The organism is Mesorhizobium sp. WSM4815, from assembly GCF_055811575.1.
Genome location: NZ_JBVVQS010000094.1, coordinates 25,589 through 42,602 on the forward strand (window position 1 = coordinate 25,589; position 17,014 = coordinate 42,602).

A 17,014-nucleotide genomic window follows, 5' to 3' on the forward strand; every position below is an offset into this window, starting at 1 on the left:
CCTCAGTTTGTGCTGCCGGCGCGCAACTTGCCGATGGTGCCGGTGGTGCTCTTGCCGGCGACGAGATCGACCAGCACGACGCGGCCGCCCGCCTTTTGCACGATTTCGGCGCCGACCACCTGATCGATCGTATAGTCGGCGCCCTTGACCAGTATGTCGGGCTTCAGCGCCTCGATCAGCGCGAGCGGCGTGTCGTCCTCGAAGACGACGACGGCATCGACCGAGGCAAGCGCCGCCAGCACGCAGGCGCGATCATGCTCGTCGTTGACCGGGCGCCCCGGCCCTTTCAGCCGGCGCACCGAGGCATCGCTGTTGAGGCCGAGAACCAGCCGGTCGCACTGGCTGCGCGCCGCGTGCAAAAGGCTGACATGGCCGGCATGAAGGATATCGAAACAGCCATTGGTGAAGCCGACGCTCAGGCCTTCGTCCTTCCACGTCGCCACCAGCCGTGCGGCGGCGGCAGCATCAAGGATTGCATCCTTGTGGGCAATCGGTCCATGCGAGCGAAACAGCGCCCCGGTAAGCTCCTCGACCGTCAGCCGTGCGGTGCCGCGTTTTCCCACCACCACGCCAGCCGCCGCGTTGGCGATGGCCGCGGCAATGACGCGGTCGGCGCCCGCAGCCAGAGCCAACGCAAACGTAGCGATGACAGTGTCGCCGGCGCCGGAAACGTCGAACACCTCCCGCGCCTGCGTGGCAATGTGGCGGGCATCGTCCGCGTCGACGACGCTCATGCCTTTTTCGCTGCGAGTCGCGACGACGAAATCGAAGCCATGTGCCGAGATCAGCTCACGCGCCGCGGCGACGATCTCGTCATCGGCAAACACAGCGCGTCCGACCGCCTCGCCAAGTTCCTTGCGATTGGGCGTGATCGCCGTCGCCCCGGAATAGCAAGCATAGTCGCGGCCCTTGGGATCGACCAGCACCGGCTTTCCCGCCTCGCGGCAGATCGAGATCAGCTCGCCGGCGACGCCGTCGAGCAACATGCCCTTGCCGTAGTCGGACAGGATGACGATGTCGGCTTGCGCCAGCCCGGCCCGGAACAGCCGGATCAGCGTTGCCCGCTCCGCGTCGCCCAGCGGCTTGATTTCCTCTTCGTCGAAGCGCAGCACCTGCTGGTTGAGCGCGCTGAAACGGCTTTTCGACGAGGTCATCCGGTTGGCGTCCTGCGCCAGACCGCCAGTGTCGACGCCAAGCCCGGTGAGCATGCGCATGAGATTGTCGCCGGCCGGATCGGCGCCGATCACCGAAACCGGTATCGCGGCGGCGCCGAGCGAGACGATGTTGGCGACGACATTGCCGGCGCCACCCATCGCCGAGGTTTCGCCACGCCCGCGCAGCACCGGAATGGGCGCTTCAGGCGAAATCCGCTCGATGACGCCGTTGACGAAACGGTCGAGGATGAAGTCGCCGACCACCAGCACGGTGACGCTGCCGAACCGCGAGATGGCGCGGTGGAGCGGTTCGGGAGAAGGCAGGTATTGCTCGCTCATGTCATCTTTCGACGTGCAATGAGAGCCGGTCCCGATGCTGTGAAACCGCTGGACTGGCAGGGCTGGTCGTTCATGGCGAAGCCGATATACCGCAATTCGGCTCAGCGCAACGGCAGGCTCCGAACCGACCACAGCCAACGCCGGTTGGCGGATCAACTTTTCTGCAAAGCGACATGAACACCCAATCCGACGAGCACCGCGCCGCCCGCACGCCGCATCAGGCGTTGCGCGTGGCTCGAGCGCCGCAGCCTGGTGATCAGCGCACCCGCCAGCACCACGCACATGACATCCGCCGAGGAGAACATCAGATTGACGATCGTCCCGAGGACAAGGAATTGCAGCCAGATGGGAAACGTCGCCGATGCGTCGATGAATTGCGGCAGGAACGCCATGGAGAAGATTGCCGTCTTGGGATTGAGCACCTCGACGGTGATACTCTCGAAAAAGGCGCGGCGGGCGGATTTCGGCTCAATACCTGAGATAACAGCATCGTCTTGCGCCCTGGCGCGGAACAGCGACACACCCAGCCAGATCAGATAGAGCGCGCCGGCCAGCTTGACCGCCATGTAGAGCGTCGGCACGGCATGGAAAAGCACGGACAGTCCCGCAGCGGCAGCGACGACGTGCACATAGCCGCCAAGATGGATACCCAACGCCGCCGTCAGGCCGGACCAGCGGCCGCGCGCCATGGCTTGCGCAGCAGCGTAAAGCATCGCCGGACCGGGGATGTAGGCAAAGATCGCCGTGGTGGCGAAAAAGGCGATAAGCAGTTCGGTCGATGGCATTGCCTTGCTCCTGTCGTGCTTCGCCGGTGAATCGCCGACCGAAGCGAAAGCTGTGCGGCGGCACTGAGGTCTGCAGCCAACCGCCGGATTGCGACCTGCTTTATCGACAGCCCCGCAAGCCTCCCCTATAAGGGCCGGAATCGGCACAAGACACCAGAGGCTTTCATGATCATCGTCACGGGCGGCGCCGGCATGATCGGCTCAAACATCGTCGCCGCGCTCAATGCCGAAGGGATCAGCGACATTCTCGTCGTCGACGACCTGACCGACGGCCACAAGATCGCCAATCTCGCCGACCTGCAGATCGCCGATTATCTCGACAAGGACGATTTCCTGCCGCGGATGGAGGCCGGCGACCTCGGCCGCATCGAGGCCGTCTTCCACCAGGGCGCCTGCTCGACCACCACCGAGTGGAACGGCAAGTTCATGATGGAGGTGAACTACGCCTATTCGAAGCGGCTGCTGCATGCCTGCCTGGCGCTGCGGCTGCCTTTCCTCTATGCCTCCTCGGCTTCCGTCTATGGCGGCGGCGCCGAGTTTCGCGAGAAGCCGGACTGCGAGCGCCCGCTCAATGTCTATGCCTATTCAAAGAAGCTGTTCGACGACTATGTCCGCCGCACCGTCTTCGATACCGACCATTCGCCGGTGGCCGGCCTGCGCTACTTCAACGTCTATGGGCCGCGCGAGGCGCACAAGGGCGCCATGGCCTCGGTCGCCTACCATCTGTTCAACCAGGTCGAGCAAGGCTACAACCCAAAGCTGTTCGGCGCCTATGACGGTTTTGGGCCTGGCGAGCAGAGCCGCGACTTCATCCATGTCGGCGACGTTGCCGATGTCAATCTGTGGTTGTGGAAACGCGGCTCGAGCGGCATTTTCAACTGCGGCACCGGCCGAGCCCAGCCGTTCCGCGCCATTGCCGAAACGGTGATCGGCACGCTCGGCAAAGGCGAGATCGAGTTCATCGACTTCCCAGACCATCTCAAGGGCAGCTACCAGAGTTTTACGCAAGCTGATATGTCCCGGTTGCGCGCCGCCGGCTACAATGGTCAGTTTCGCACAGTGGAAACCGGCGTCAGAGACTATGTCGAATGGCTGAAAGCCCAACGATCCTCGTGATCGGCCCACGCTGGGTGGGCGACATGGTGATGGCGCAGTGCCTGTTCTCGGCGCTGAGAGAGCTTCACCCGAACGCGGCGATCGACGTGCTGGCGCCGGCTTGGGCGGCGCCGCTGGTCAAACGGATGCCCGAAATACGCCGGCAGGTCGATCTGCCGCTGAAATCCGGAGCGCTGGAATTCCGCATGCGAAGGCGCTTCGGCCGCCTGCTGCGGGGCCACTACGACATCGCCTATGTCATGCCTGGAAGCTGGAAGTCGGCGCTGGTCCCGTTCTTTGCCCGCGTTCCGCGCCGTGTCGGCTACCTCAAGGAAATGCGCTACGGGCTGCTGACCGATATCGTAGCCTTGCCCGACGATGTGAAACGGCGCACGGCGCAGGCCTATTTCGGCCTCGCGCAAGGCGGCACGTTCCATGCTCCCAAGCTCGCCGTCGACGCTAAAAACCAGGCGGCATTGCTGGGCCGCTTCGGGCTGGAGGCGAAAAAATTCGTCGCGCTGATGCCCGGCGCCGAGTTCGGGCCGGCCAAACGCTGGCCGAGCGAACGCTATGCCGGCCTTGCCCGCGACATGATGGAAAAAGGTTTTGCGGTCGCGCTGTTCGGGTCGAAGAACGACGCCGACGTAACGGCGGAAATCGCCACGCTTGCCCCAGGCGCTGTCGACCTCGCCGGCCAGACGCGGCTCGAGGACGCCATCGACCTGATCGCCGCGGCCAGGCTTGCGGTGTCGAACGACAGTGGACTGATGCATGTCGCCGCCGCGGTCGGCACGCCGATCGTAGCCGTCTACGGATCGACCTCGCCGCACAATACGCCGCCGCTCGCCGAGCAGCGCGAACTGGTCTGGCTCGGCCTGTCCTGTTCGCCCTGCCACCGGAAAATCTGCCCGCTCGGCCACCTCAACTGCCTGAACACGCTTGAGGTGGCACAGGTCGCGGCAGCGGTGGAACGGCTATTGGAAATGCCGGCCGCCGCATGAGGGTGCTGATCGTCAAGACATCTTCGATGGGTGACGTCATCCACAGCTTTCCGGCCGTCGAGGATGCGCGCCGCAAGCGGCCGGGCGTGTCGTTCGACTGGTGTGTGGAAGAGGCTTTTGCCGGCATCGTGGCGTTGCATCCGGCGATCGCAACCATCCACACCGTGGCAATCCGGCGCTGGCGCACAAGCCCGCTCGGCCGCGGCACATGGCGCGAGGCAGCGGGGTTGCGCCGCGCCTTGCGGGATTGCCGCTACGATCTCGTCATCGATGGGCAAGGATTGCTGAAGTCGGCCGTGGTGGCGAAACAGGCCGCGGCGCCGATCGCCGGCTTCGACCGGTCGAGCGCTCGCGAGCCTTCGGCGACCGTGTTCTACGACCGCCGCTATGCTGTGCCGCGCGATCTGCACGCCATCGAACGCACAAGGCGGCTGTTCGGGCTGGCGCTCGGCTATGAACCGGATTTTTCCGGGCTCGAGTCCGGCATCGTGCCGCCAGCCGTCGAGGCGACTTTTGTCGGCGGAAACACCGCCTTCCTGCTGCACGGCACCAGCCGCGAGGACAAGAAATGGCCGGTCGGCAACTGGATAGAGACGGCCCGGCTTCTCGTGGAAAGAGGAATGACGCCGGTCACCACCTGGTCGAACGACAGGGAAAAGGCGGTTGCCGAGGCGATTGCCCAGGCTGTTCCACAGACAGTGCTGGTGCCGAAATCACCGCTTGCCGAGATCGCCGCGATCATCGGCCGGTCGGTGCTGGTCATCGGCGCCGATACCGGCCTTACCCACCTCGCCAGTGCCTTCGGCCTGCCGACCGTCGCGGTGTTTGTGGCGACAGAACCCGGCCTGACCGGCCCGCGCGGGCCGTTCTCGTCAACGCTGCTGGCCGCGCCCGGCGCTCGTGTCGCGCCTGAGGAGGTGGTTGCGGAAGCAGAGAGGCTGCTTGAGCGCCAAGCGCTTAGTCAGGCAGCCGGAAGACATTGATTTATTGAATCAATCCAAATGGAAAGGTCGGCGCCGCCCTCTTCCCTTCTCCCCTTGTGGGAGAAGGTGGATTGGCGCGCAGCGCCAAGACGGTTGAGGGGTGCTAGCCGGAGTGCTGTTGGTGCCAAGCTGGAACACCCCTCATCCGACCTCGCTTCGCGAGGCCACCTTCTCCCACAAGGGGAGAAGGCAGAGCAGCGCCAATTCTTAAATGAACTGCACCTGGACGATCTCATAGCCCCGCGCGCCGCCTGGCGCGTTGACCTCGATGGCATCGCCGACTTCCTTGCCGATCAGCGCCCGCGCGATCGGTGAGGAGATCGAGATGCGGCCTGACTTTACATCCGCCTCCTGGTCGCCGACGATCTGGTAGGTCTTCTTCTCTTCCGTGTCCTCGTCGACCAGCACCACGGTCGCGCCGAATTTGACCTTTTCGCCGCTGAGCTTGGTGATGTCGATCACCTCGGCGCGGGCGATAAAATCCTCGAGCTCGTTGACGCGGCCCTCATTGAGACTCTGCGCCTCTTTCGCCGCGTGGTATTCCGCGTTTTCAGAGAGATCGCCGTGCGAGCGCGCTTCGGAGATTGCTTCGATGATGCGCGGCCGCTCTTCCTGCTGGCGCCAGCGCAGTTCTTCCTTCAATGACGCGAACCCCTCGCCTGTCATCGGGACCTTGTTCATAATGCCTGACCTTTCCTGCCGCCGCCCCCGCATTCCGGGAGCGACCTTGTCGATGGGTACAAAAAGAAAACGGTCCGGCAGCCTCGGGCTAACGGAACCGTGTCACCGCAATTTCCTCCACTATAGCAATCTTCGTGGGTTTTTCACGCCAAAAAATCGGTTTTGAAAAATTCGCCCGCCATTTGCGGAAATCCCGTCATGGCAGCCCGGCTGGCCGGGCGTGCCGCAATAAAACCGGCTGCGATTGCTCACAGCCGGTGGTGAGGCGGTGTTCGGGCTTTCTATTCAGCTCTTCATGAAACGGTCTATCTGCTCGGACAGCATGCCGTATTCACGAGATCCCTTGCCGATGCGTTTCTCGATCTCGCGGAGCTGTTCCCGGGCGCCGGCGAGATCGCCGATCTGCAGGTGCGCCTCGCCGAGATATTCGCGTACCAGCGTGTAATCAGGATCGATGCGCAGCGCTTCCTCATAATAGCCGAGACCGACGGTGACGCGCCCAGAATGGCGGTGCGAGTAGCCGAGATAATTGAGGATGCGAGGATCTTTCTTGTCCGCAGCCAGGCTGAGCACGGCAATCGCCTCGTCATAACGTCCTGCCATCGCCAGCGCGCGGCCGGCTTCATAGATGTTGTCGTCGTCCAGCATGCCGTGCTTGGGCGCGACGCACTTCTTCAGCTTCTTGTCCCAGACCTTGCCTTTCTTGCACTGTGTCGTCTGGCTGCCACCGCCACCGCCTCCACCTGCGCCGCCTCCGCCACCCTCGCCCGCCGAAAACACCGGAACCGCAAACAGCGGCAGGGCGGCAACCGCCAGAACCTGGATCAGCAATCGTCTGCGCATCGAACCCTCCCTGAAGCATGACAATGCAAGACTAACGCCGGGCAAAAGCGGTTTCATCCCGGAAAAAAGTCACGGCCAGTGAAAGCCTTTTCAACGATCAGCGCCAGTCGGAAAATGGAAGCGCCGAACAAAACGTGACGAGCGCCGCAAATCCGCTATCATCCAGCAAACGCCAACGGAGTATGCGGAGACGGCCAGTGCAGCGGCGCCTTGAAAAAGAATGGGAGCTTTCGATCGGTCCCGACACGGTGCGCCTGTTCATCCTCAAGGCGAAGGCGTTGAGCGCCGCCGTCAACGAAGACTATGCCGATGGCGCCGAGCACGAGGTAGAACTCGATAGCGAGGCGCATGACAACCATCATCATGACGGTCTCGTCGAGGAACGTTCCGAGGACCTCACCGAAGAAGAATTGCGCGAACTGATCAACGACCTCAATGTCGACGAGGCGGCCGAACTCGTCGCCCTCGCCTGGGTTGGCCGCGGCGACTATGACGCCTCGGAATGGGCGGACGCGCTGACGGCCGCGCGCGAGCGCGCCAACAAGCGCACGGCTAAATATCTGCTCGGCATGCCGCTGCTGGCCGACTGGCTTGAGGAAGGGCTGGAAGCGATCGGTGCGTAACAACGCGGTCACCGTTTGTGATCGGCCAAAACTGTCGTTCAGGCAACTTCCGCATTCGCACGCCGTTAAGGGCGAATGGCGGCGCTGACCCCTCCCACATCGATCAGATCGGCCGGATTGATCAGATTGGCGCTGCCTTTGGCGGCGGCGATGCTGTCGGCAGGAGCGGCCCTGGCCCAAGCTCCGGAACTGCCTGAAAAGATGCCCGTCCCGGAGCTCAATCAGTCGCAATCAGCGCAAGAAGCCGGGCCTGCCGACGTGCCGATCCCCGAGCCGCGCCCTGCGGATGCGCCAGAGCCTGATCAACCGGCGACCGACACGCTGAACCAGCAGAGGTCGGACCGGCATCAGGAAGCCCAGCCGCAGCCTCCGGCAGTCGCTCCGACGCCGACCGAAAAGCCCGCCAAGGCTAAACCATCGGCCGCCGCGCCAAAACCACCGGAGAAGCCGGCGCAGGCGCCGGAGAAAAAAATCCCTCCCGACCCGCGCTCGACCGCTGTGCCGCAGGAGAAAATGCCGGACGAGGAACTGGCCTGCCGCCGGCGGCTGAAGTCGATGGGCGTCGACTTCGAGGAACGCAAAGCCGAGCACGATGCGGCGGTCGGCTGCTCTATCCCCTATCCGATCGCACTGAAGACGCTGGGCAAGTCATTGGATATCAACCCCGAATCCGAGTTGAATTGCCAGATGGCCGAGGCCGCCGCGCGCTTCGCCGCCGATATCGTCCAGCCGGCGGCCAAGGCCGAGCTCGGCGCCGAACTCAAGTCGGTCGGCCAGGCATCCGCCTTCGTCTGCCGCCACCGCAATGGCGGCGGGAAATTGTCGGAGCACGCCTTCGGCAACGCGCTCGACATCGCCAGCTTCACGCTTTCGGACGGCAGGAGGATCGACATCCGCCCGGCGCCGCCGGAAAAGGACGCGAAATTCCTGAACGCAATACGCAAGGCAGCCTGCGGACCGTTCAAGACCGTGCTTGGCCCGGGCAGCGATGCCGATCATTCGCTGCATCTCCATCTCGATCTTGCACCGCGCCGCAACGGCGGCACCTTCTGCCAGTGATATGGTTGCGGACCGACGCGCCGCAATTTGGCCGCAGCCGTAAACGCAGCCGCTGATTTTTCCTTTACTGTTGGCGGGTAAGCTCCGTTTCATCTGATCATGACCCCGAAAAGTGGGATCCGGTTTTCGGAGAAAGATCATGATCAAACGATGACATGGAGCCTGATCGGCTCGGGGACCGGGAACCTGCCAATGGCCGGGATATTTCGCGCCGCGTCTGTCGCCGTCCGGCAAGTGAGACGCGCGCGCATGATTGCCGGCGGGCTTGCCATCGCAGCGATCTCGGCCTGCACCACCGGCAGCGTGCTCTCGCTGGAACCGGCCGTCGATGTCGGCAGCCAGACATCAGCTGTCCCAGAGTACGCTGGAATGCAGCGCCTCGTCCCATCCAACCCTTACATGACCGCCGCCTATCCGCGCATGGACGAGCCGATGGCGCCGACCGAACAGATGCCGGCCAGCGAGGTCGAGTGCCGCAAGGATTTGAAGCGCCTGGGCGTCGTCTACACCGACCTTGCGCCGATCCGCGAAGGCCAGTGCGGCATCGACTATCCGGTCAAGATCTCGGCCATCGGCCGCATCGCGATGAAGCCGGCCGCGACGCTGACCTGCGACATGGCCGCCACCTTCGCCGGCTGGGCCAGGAATGAACTGGTCCCGTCCGCCCGCTGGCGTTATTTCTCCGGCGTCAGGACCATTCGCCAAGGCTCGAGCTATTCCTGCCGCAGGATCGCCGGCGAAGGCACGCTGTCGGAGCACGGCAAGGGCAACGCGCTCGATGTCATGAGCATCGAGCTTAGCAATGGCAAGGAGATCGACGTGCGCAAGCCCGGCCTGTTCGCCTTCCGCACCCGCGGCTTCCTCAATACTGTGCGCGCCGACGGCTGCCAGTATTTCACCACCGTGCTCGGTCCCGGCTACAATTACGACCACCGCAACCATTTCCATTTCGACATCAAGAACCGCAAGAACGGCTACCGCGCCTGCCGCTGAGCCCGAGCGCGTGCCCACTGCCCAAGGTCTGCGCCGCCGCGTAGAATGACGCCACATAAGGTGAGGTCATATCACCACGGTGGTGTCGCATGAGCCGACGAAGCCTTCGACGACGCGCAACGATCTGGCTGGTGGCGTTCTGTGCCGGCTATCTCGTGCTCGCCTATTTCGCCGCGCCGGAATTCTGGACCCTGCGCGACCGCAATTTCCGCGCGCAGCGCTTCGAGATGGTGACGCACACGCCGCAAGGCATAGCGGGCGATCCGATCAATGTCGGCCTCGTCGGCACCAAAAAAGAGCTGGTCCACGCCTTCGCCGTCGCCGGATGGGACACGGCCGACGCCCTCACGTTGGAGACCGCGGTCGAGATCGGCGAAAGTGTGCTGTTCGATCGGCCCTATCCCGACGCGCCGGTCAGCCGGCTGCTGTTCGAAGGCCGTGCACAGGATCTGGCCTTCGAGAAGCCGGTCGGCGACAGTGCCGACCGGCGCCATCACGTCCGCTTCTGGCAAACCGATGCGACTGGAGACGATGGCCGGCCGCTCTGGCTGGGTGCGGCAAGCTACGATCGCGGCGTCGGGCTCAGCCACGACACCGGCCAGATCACCCACCATATCGGTCCCGACATCGACGCCGAGCGCGACTTCCTGATCCGCGACCTGTCTGCCGCTGGCATGCTGATCTCGACCAGCGAGATATCGGGCATCGGTGCGACAAAGACCGGGCGCAATGGCGGCGGCGATCCCTATTTCACCGATGGCAAGGCGGTGGTTGGCCTGCTGCGGCAGCTGCCGTAGGCACAAGACGAAGAGACGGTCCTGTCGGACTGTCTCCTCGAAGACGTCGTCATGCACGCCATCTGGCCGGTGACGCGCAGCCTGACGCCAAAAGTCCGTGTCGTCGTCGACGCGCTGATCGAGCATTTTTCGTCGCCGCCATGGGATGCCGCATGAGATGGTTGCGCCCGCCGGCATGAAAAATGACGCCCGTCTATTTTCGAAGACCGCGCCGCAATGCTATTGACCTCGCATGCTCTATGCTGAAATCGCCATCGTGGTCGTCCTCATCTGCGTGAACGGCCTTCTGGCAATGTCCGAACTTGCCATTGTCTCGTCACGGCCGGCCCGTCTCAAGGCGATGATCGACCGCGGCGTCAAGGGCGCCGGCCGCGCCTTGGCGCTCGGCGCCAATCCAGGCAAATTCCTGTCGTCGGTGCAGATCGGCATCACCCTGGTCGGCGTTCTGTCCGGCGCCTTTTCCGGCGCCACGCTCGGCGAGCGGCTGTCCGTGTTCCTGGCATCGACCGGCCTCCGCGAAAGCCTTGCCGACCCGATCGGCGTCGGCATCGTCGTCGCCCTCATCACCTATTTCTCGCTGATCATCGGCGAACTGGTGCCCAAGCAGATCGCGCTGCGCGATCCCGAACGCGTCGCCGCCAGGGTTGCTCCGGCGATGACCATCCTCGCCACCGTCTCGGCGCCGCTGGTTTTTCTGCTCGACATTTCCGGCCGCGCCATGCTGTGGCTGCTTGGCCAGCGCGGTGAAAGCGAGGAGAAGGTCACCGACGAGGAGATCAAGATGCTGGTCGCCGAGGCCGAGCATCACGGCACCATCGAATCCGACGAGCGGCGCATGATCGCCGGCGTCATGCGGCTCGGCGACCGCGCCGTCCGCGCGGTGATGACGCCGCGCACCGAGGTCGACTGGATCAACCTGCAGTCCGATGACGCGGCAATCCGGAAGCTCCTGATGGAGACCCAGCATTCGCGCCTGCCGGCCGGCGATGGCAGCGTCGACGCCATGATCGGCGTCGTCCAGACCCGCGACGTGCTAGCCGCGATGCTCGGCGGTCGCGCGCTCGACCCGCGCCGGCATGTGCGCACCGCTCCCATCGTCCATGACCAGGCCGACGCGCTGGATGTCCTTTCGACACTCAAGGAATCCAACGTGCCGATGGCGCTGGTCCATGACGAATACGGCCATTTCGAAGGCATCGTCACCCCGGCCGACATACTGGAAGCCATCACCGGCGTCTTCCGGGCGGACCTCGACGCCGGCGACGAGGAAAACGCCGTCAAGCGTGACGACGGCTCATGGTTGCTCGCCGGCTACATGCAGGCCGACGAGATGGCCGACGTTCTCGGCATCGACCTGCCCGAGAACCGCGACTACGAGACTGTCGCCGGTTACGTGCTGGCGCATCTGCACCATCTGCCGACGACCGGCGAATGCGTCGATGCGCAGGGCTGGCGCTTCGAGGTCGTCGACCTCGACGGCCGCCGCATCGACAAGCTCATCGCCACCCGCCTGCCCGGCGGCCATCGCGAAATCGTGCGGTAGCAGTCAACGCGATGGGTAGGCAAGCCGGTCCTGGATCGCGGAAGGACATGGTGGATTCTGATCGGATCGACAAGCTGATCGCAGCGGTGCCGCCCGCCTTGGCGCTTCGCGCCGGGCTGGACCTTGGCATCTTCACCCGGCTCGGTAGCAGCGCGGTGACTGCCGACAGCCTTGGAGCCGAGCTCAAGGTCGAGCCCGATCGTCTGTCGCGGCTCCTCTACGCGCTCGCCAGCATCGGTCTCCTCGAAGTCAAGCATGGTCGATTTCGCAACGGCGCCGAAGCGGCGGCCTTCCTCGACGCGTCCAAGCCGACCTATCGCGGCGGCGATCATGCGCTCCTGCGCGAGCTCTGGGGAGCCGACCTGCTGACCGCAGAGTCGCTGCGACAGAACCGGCCGGCTGCGCTGCACGACTTTTCCGAAGCCGGGCCCGAGGCAGCGGCGGCCTTCAGCCGCATGCTCGCACCGGGCGGGGTAATTTTCGGCCGCCATCTGGCCCGGGAGATGGACCTCTCGGCGATCGGCTCGGTCATCGACATCGGCGGCGGCCCCGGGACCATTCTCGTCGGACTTCGCGAGCGGCGGCCGCAGATTGCGGCGACGCTGATGGAACTCCCAACGGTCGCAGCGGTCGCGAAAGATATCCTGTCAGAATACGGTGCCGACGACGTGGTTGTCGAAGAGGGTGACATAACTGTCGCGCCGTCGATCGGTCGGCACGATTTGGCGATCCTGAAGGCCGTCGTCCAGGTCCTGCCGCCCGACCAGGCGCGCAGTTCGATCCTGAACGCGGCGCGTTGCCTCACACCCGGCGGCGAGATCGCAATTGCGGGGTGGGGTGTCGTCGATGACGACCGCCTCGGCCCGCCTGAGGGTGTGTTTCTGAATCTCACCTTCCTGAACCTCTATCGCCACGGCGAATCGTACACTGAAGGTCAGTATCGCGCGTGGATGACCGAGGCTGGATTCCGGGATATCGCCAGGTCGCGCCTGACGGACGGCTCCACCTTGTTTCGTGCGCGCCTCACGGGCTAATCGTGGCTGAATGGCCAAGCGCAATCCTGACGCTTCCGGAAGCAGCTGGCGACGGCCCGGGGCATCTGCCAGCAATAGCCGGGCGCTTTAGGGAAGCCCGGGAATGCTGCCGCGGGATAAGGTCATGGCGGACCGGCCGCGAGCGCAGTACAGCGCGCTTCATATCGGCGCGCGCGGTTGCTCAAGGTCGCAGCGTCCGCTCAATAAAGTCGGTCATCAACGCGGCTGCCGCCTCGGCGTGGGTCTCGAGCAGGAAGTGGCCGCCGTCGAAGATGTGCACTTCCATACGTGGAAGGTCTTGCATCCACGACAGTGTTTCGGCGATGTCGAAGAACGGGTCGTGGCGGCCCCACAGCATGAGCGCCGGCGGCTGCCGCGTTTCGATAGTCGGCGATGAGACTGAAGCGAGCGGCATGGTTGGCGTAGTCGGCGAGGAGCGCGCGTTGTGTTTCCATGCCGCCAGGCTGATTCATCACCCTCCAGTCCTCGATCCAGGGTTCGCCTTTGATCCGGGCAGCGACATCCTCCGGCAAGCCGCCCAAATATTGCTCGCGGGTGCCTTCCAAGGTCAAAAACGCGGTAGCCTCCCTTTCGTTCTCTTCCGTCGGGTTTGACCAGAATTCGAACGTGGCTTGCCATTGCGGTCCGAACCCTGTGCGGTGTGCGTTGGCGCTCTGAATGATGAGGCCGCAGACGAGGTCGGGGGATTGCCTAGCGACCCGGAGACCAACAGGCGCGCCCCAATCATGCAGGTAGATGAAGCGCCGATCGATCGCGAGATGAGTTAGGAGCTCCTGGATTGCGCCGCTGAACGCTTCGAACGAGGGCGCGGGCAACGGCGCCGATTGGCCGTAGCCAGGCAAGTCGGGGGCGATGACGAAGGCGACGCGCGCAAGGCCGGGAATGATGCCCTGGAAGGTGCGCGACGAGCTCGGGAATCCGTGCAGGAGCAGCAGCGCGGGATTGGACGCATCTCCCGCGGTGATGAAGGAAAGCTCGGTCCCGCCGGACAGGCGCAGCCGCTGTTGCGTGGGGGATGTCATGCCTGCACTCCTCGCACTGCTCCGGGATGGGCTCGATCAGGGTGCATCTCCTGTGTTCGCTTGATGAACTCGATCATCAGGGAGAGTGCTGGTTCGGCGTGCGTCTCAAGCAGGAAGTGCCCGCCGTCGAAAACATGCGCTTCCATACGCGGCAGATCCTGCATCCAGGACAGCGTTTCGGCGATATCGAAATAGGGGTCGTGACGGCCCCAAAGCATGAGCGCCGGCGGTTGCCATCTCTTCAGATAGGCGGCGATCGTATCGAAACGCCCGGCATGGCTTTTGTAGTCGCCGATAAGCGCGCGGTGGGTCTCCATGCGGCCGGGAAGATTCATCACCTTCCAGTCATCGACCCAGGGGTCGCCCCTGATCGTGGCGGCGACATCCTCTGGCAGGCCGCCGGTATATTGCTCGCGCGTGAACTCAAAGGTCAGGTCGGGGGTCGCGGCCGCTTCGTTCTCCTTTGTCGGTTCTGACCAGAATTTCAACACGGCGTCCCAGACGGGACCGAAGCCGGTTCGATGCGCGTTTGCGTTCTGGATGATGAGACCCGAAACCAGCTCGGGCGCTTGCGTGGCGATCTGCAGACCCACGGCGGCGCCCCAGTCATGAATATGGATGAAGCGGCGCCCGATCGCGAGGTGGGTCAGCAATTCGGAAATCGCCTCGCTGATCGCGGCGAAGGATGGTGTCGGCGGGACGTCGGACCGGCCATGGCCCGGGAGGTCGGGCGCGATCACATAGGCTGCGCCCGCCAGTCCGGGAATCACATCGCGGAATGCATTTGCGGAGCTGGGAAACCCATGCAGGAGGAGCAAAGCCGGGTTGGATGGATCGCCCGCAGTGACGTAGGCAAGCTCGGTTCCACCGGAGAGACGCATTTGGCGTGGGGCAGGCAGTCTCATGTCAGGATTCCCTTTTTGCCGTCCGGAATGGGGTTAAGTTCAAACCAGTGGCGCGGTTCCGGATGCCGGCCGAAAACGTTCCCCAAGGAGTGGCTGGAAGCCCGTGATCCGTTTCGGCCGTCGCTACTCGGCTGAGGATCAGCGGCCGGCTGGCGTTGCGACAACGCGCTCTATCGCCGTCGTCAGGAAGGTCGTGCCACGCCGGTGCTCGCTGCTGTCCTGGCGCGTCAACAGGCCGTTGGCGATTCCCTCATACATACCGAGCAGCGCATCTGCCACCTCGCCCGGCACGCCTTCCTCGGCAAGCAGCGCGGCACGCTCCTCCGGCGCAACAAGCACAGCCGTTACCGGCCGGCCGAGAACGTCCGCGAAGGCCGATGCCACGTCGCCGGCGCTCCAGTCTTCCGGTCCGCCCAGCTCCACGATCCGCTTGCCGGTCCATTCCTCGCACAGCACGGTCGCTGCCGCGCGCCCGACATCGATCGTGCTCACCATCGGGATTTTCTGGGAAGGCTCGATAAAGGTCGGCAGTATGCTTTGCGACAGGACCGATTGCGCCACGTCGCTCCAGGTTTCGACAAAATACCCCGACCGCAGGAAGGCGGTGGCCGGCGCCGCGCCGTCGAGCAGCGCCTCGAAGCGGTTGAGGGTGGCGATGACGCCGGTGCCGGAGGCATGCTGCGCTCCGATGGACGACAGGACGACGGCCTTTGGCAGACCTGCACGCCGTGCCGCATCGGCAAGCGCGGCGCCGATTTCTTCCGTGCGCTGATAGGGATCACCGCTCACCGGCGGCGGGTTGAGCAGGAACGCGGCCCGCGCGCCGGTCAGCGCATCGGCCATGGCGCCGGCATCCTCCATGCTTGCGACGGCCACCTCGGCGCCGAGGGCCGTCCATTTTTCGCCCTGTTCCTTGCGACGCAGGACGACGCGCACGGCTTCGCCGCCTGCGATCAGGGCGCGCGCGACCTCGCCGCCGGCCCGTCCGTTTGCTCCAAGCACGACATACATCACTTCTTCTCCTTCTGCTCGCCTGACCTTCATCCGGCCTGACCTTCATCTCGATTGACGGGGGAACGATAGGCGCAGGCTTTCAATGCGTCCAATGCATGGTGTATATAGTTACCATGCACGAAGTGGATTTACGCCGGATCGATCTGAACCTGCTGGTGGCGCTCGAAGCGCTGCTGGACGAGAAGAACGTCACCCGTGCCGCAAGCCGGCTCGGCATGAGCCAGCCCGCCGCGAGCCGAGCGCTCGGCCGATTGCGCGCGCTGTTTTCGGATGCGCTGCTGGTCGATGGACCGGACGGCTATGTCCTCAGCGCCCGTGCGGAAGAGGTGCGCCCGGTGCTGCGCGGCATCTTGGCGGGTGTGCGAGAGATGGTCGAGGCCAACGCGTTCGATCCCGCCACCGCCACCGGCCGGATCCAGCTGCTGATGCCCGATCTCCAGGCCGCCGTGCTGGCGCCGCATCTGCTCGCCCGCCTTGGACGCGAGGCGCCGTCCCTCGATCTCGATATCGTCGCGCCGGGCACGGACGCGGTCGAAGCGCTGGAGCAGGGTAGCGCGGATGCGATGGTGGCGCTGGTCGACGAAGCCCCGGCCGGCATCCGTCGGCGCGGTCTCTATGACGAGAAGCTCGTGACACTGATGCGCGCCGAGCATCCAGCGCTCGCCCGAAAGCTGACGCTCGAGCGTTTCCTGGCGCTTGAGCATATCGTGGTGAGCGTCACCGGCGTCGGGCCCGCGCCTGTCGACGAGGTGCTTGCCCGCATCGGGCGAACGCGGCGGGTGAAGCTGCGCGTGCCGAACTTCTTCGCGGCGGTCGAGATCGCCGCTCGCTCCGACCTGATCATGACCCTGCCTTCGAGCCTGGCGCGAGCGGCCGCCAACATGAAGCGCTTCGTATCGTTGCCGCCGCCCCTCGATCTTGGCAGCTTCACGATGAGCCTCGTCTGGCACGCGCGCCAGCAGGACGCGCCCAGGCACATATGGTTGAGACGTGCCATTGTCGCTGCGGCGGCGGATATGTCGTCGGCGATCGACGTTGGAATCTGAGGCCGAAGCGGCTCACAACGCCTCGAGCCGACCCGCATTCGATTGCAGCTGACATGACGGCCATCGGAGGGTCAGC

General features: G+C 64.4%; 17 protein-coding genes and 1 pseudogene. 10 read left to right on the forward strand and 8 right to left on the reverse strand.

Annotated features, from left to right (window positions below; all coding sequences use genetic code 11):
- Window positions 1-2 precede the first annotated feature (2 nt).
- Window positions 3-1,493 carry a D-glycero-beta-D-manno-heptose-7-phosphate kinase gene (gene rfaE1 / locus AC0L2B_RS16155; protein WP_473746047.1) on the reverse strand — a complete coding sequence of 497 codons (1,491 nt, stop codon included), beginning with the start codon at window positions 1,491-1,493 and terminating at the stop codon, window positions 3-5.
- A gap of 152 nt (window positions 1,494-1,645) precedes the next feature.
- Window positions 1,646-2,278 (reverse strand): LysE family translocator, encoded by a 633-nt coding sequence (locus AC0L2B_RS16160; protein WP_473746048.1) that lies wholly within the window; start codon window positions 2,276-2,278, stop codon window positions 1,646-1,648.
- A gap of 165 nt (window positions 2,279-2,443) precedes the next feature.
- Between AC0L2B_RS16160 and rfaD the strand changes: the two genes are divergently transcribed.
- Genes rfaD through waaC form a run of 3 tightly spaced genes read left to right on the forward strand, consistent with a single transcriptional unit; the run spans window position 2,444 to window position 5,357 of the window.
- A complete protein-coding gene (rfaD, locus tag AC0L2B_RS16165; RefSeq protein WP_473746049.1) occupies window positions 2,444-3,394 on the forward strand; it encodes an ADP-glyceromanno-heptose 6-epimerase in 951 nt (316 codons plus the stop codon).
- On the forward strand, window positions 3,367-4,374 hold the full coding sequence (gene waaF, locus AC0L2B_RS16170) for a lipopolysaccharide heptosyltransferase II (RefSeq protein ID WP_473746050.1): 1,008 nt from the start codon (window positions 3,367-3,369) through the stop codon (window positions 4,372-4,374). Before rfaD ends, waaF begins: the two co-directional genes overlap by 28 nt.
- On the forward strand, window positions 4,371-5,357 hold the full coding sequence (gene waaC / locus AC0L2B_RS16175) for a lipopolysaccharide heptosyltransferase I (protein WP_473746051.1): 987 nt from the start codon (window positions 4,371-4,373) through the stop codon (window positions 5,355-5,357). The genes waaF and waaC overlap by 4 nt, the downstream gene beginning before the upstream one ends.
- 207 nt (window positions 5,358-5,564) lie before the next feature.
- Here waaC and greA read toward each other — a convergent pair whose 3' ends face one another.
- Both greA and AC0L2B_RS16185 read right to left on the reverse strand, forming a co-directional pair.
- Window positions 5,565-6,038 carry a transcription elongation factor GreA gene (greA, locus tag AC0L2B_RS16180; protein ID WP_023799806.1) on the reverse strand — a complete coding sequence of 158 codons (474 nt, stop codon included), beginning with the start codon at window positions 6,036-6,038 and terminating at the stop codon, window positions 5,565-5,567.
- A 285-nt stretch (window positions 6,039-6,323) separates the two neighbouring features.
- On the reverse strand, window positions 6,324-6,881 hold the full coding sequence (locus AC0L2B_RS16185) for a tetratricopeptide repeat protein (protein WP_473519265.1): 558 nt from the start codon (window positions 6,879-6,881) through the stop codon (window positions 6,324-6,326).
- Between the two features lie 197 nt (window positions 6,882-7,078).
- Here AC0L2B_RS16185 and AC0L2B_RS16190 point away from each other — a divergent pair, with 197 nt between their 5' ends.
- The 6 genes from AC0L2B_RS16190 to AC0L2B_RS16215 all read left to right on the forward strand — a co-directional run bounded on the left by AC0L2B_RS16190 (window position 7,079) and on the right by AC0L2B_RS16215 (window position 12,930).
- On the forward strand, window positions 7,079-7,504 hold the full coding sequence (locus tag AC0L2B_RS16190; protein WP_023799808.1) for a DUF3775 domain-containing protein: 426 nt from the start codon (window positions 7,079-7,081) through the stop codon (window positions 7,502-7,504).
- Between the two features lie 75 nt (window positions 7,505-7,579).
- Window positions 7,580-8,563 (forward strand): extensin-like domain-containing protein, encoded by a 984-nt coding sequence (locus tag AC0L2B_RS16195; RefSeq protein WP_473746052.1) that lies wholly within the window; start codon window positions 7,580-7,582, stop codon window positions 8,561-8,563.
- Window positions 8,564-8,755: 192 nt separating this feature from the next.
- Window positions 8,756-9,556: an extensin-like domain-containing protein gene (locus tag AC0L2B_RS16200; RefSeq protein WP_473746053.1), complete on the forward strand. Its 801-nt coding sequence runs from the start codon at window positions 8,756-8,758 to the stop codon at window positions 9,554-9,556.
- Window positions 9,557-9,645: 89 nt separating this feature from the next.
- A complete protein-coding gene (locus AC0L2B_RS16205) occupies window positions 9,646-10,353 on the forward strand; it encodes an LssY C-terminal domain-containing protein (protein ID WP_473746054.1) in 708 nt (235 codons plus the stop codon).
- Window positions 10,354-10,585: 232 nt separating this feature from the next.
- Window positions 10,586-11,896, forward strand: a complete 1,311-nt coding sequence (locus AC0L2B_RS16210; protein ID WP_473495489.1) for a hemolysin family protein — start codon at window positions 10,586-10,588, stop codon at window positions 11,894-11,896.
- A 98-nt stretch (window positions 11,897-11,994) separates the two neighbouring features.
- On the forward strand, window positions 11,995-12,930 hold the full coding sequence (locus AC0L2B_RS16215) for a methyltransferase (RefSeq protein WP_473746055.1): 936 nt from the start codon (window positions 11,995-11,997) through the stop codon (window positions 12,928-12,930).
- A gap of 181 nt (window positions 12,931-13,111) precedes the next feature.
- On the opposite strand, the gene AC0L2B_RS16220 is transcribed toward AC0L2B_RS16215, so the two are convergent.
- The 4 genes and pseudogenes from AC0L2B_RS16220 to AC0L2B_RS16235 form a co-directional block, all read right to left on the reverse strand.
- Entirely contained in the window at window positions 13,112-13,345 is a 234-nt protein-coding gene (locus AC0L2B_RS16220) for an alpha/beta fold hydrolase (protein ID WP_473746056.1), read from the reverse strand.
- An 85-nt stretch (window positions 13,346-13,430) separates the two neighbouring features.
- Window positions 13,431-13,973 (reverse strand): annotated as a pseudogene (locus AC0L2B_RS16225) (alpha/beta fold hydrolase); the annotation flags it as partial.
- Entirely contained in the window at window positions 13,970-14,878 is a 909-nt protein-coding gene (locus AC0L2B_RS16230) for an alpha/beta fold hydrolase (protein ID WP_473746057.1), read from the reverse strand. The gene AC0L2B_RS16230 and the pseudogene AC0L2B_RS16225, both read right to left, overlap by 4 nt.
- A 138-nt stretch (window positions 14,879-15,016) precedes the next feature.
- Window positions 15,017-15,889 (reverse strand): NmrA family NAD(P)-binding protein, encoded by an 873-nt coding sequence (locus AC0L2B_RS16235; protein WP_473746058.1) that lies wholly within the window; start codon window positions 15,887-15,889, stop codon window positions 15,017-15,019.
- 116 nt (window positions 15,890-16,005) lie between these two features.
- On the opposite strand from AC0L2B_RS16235, the gene AC0L2B_RS16240 reads away from it, so the two are divergent.
- Window positions 16,006-16,938 (forward strand): LysR family transcriptional regulator, encoded by a 933-nt coding sequence (locus tag AC0L2B_RS16240; RefSeq protein WP_473746060.1) that lies wholly within the window; start codon window positions 16,006-16,008, stop codon window positions 16,936-16,938.
- Window positions 16,939-17,014 lie beyond the last annotated feature (76 nt).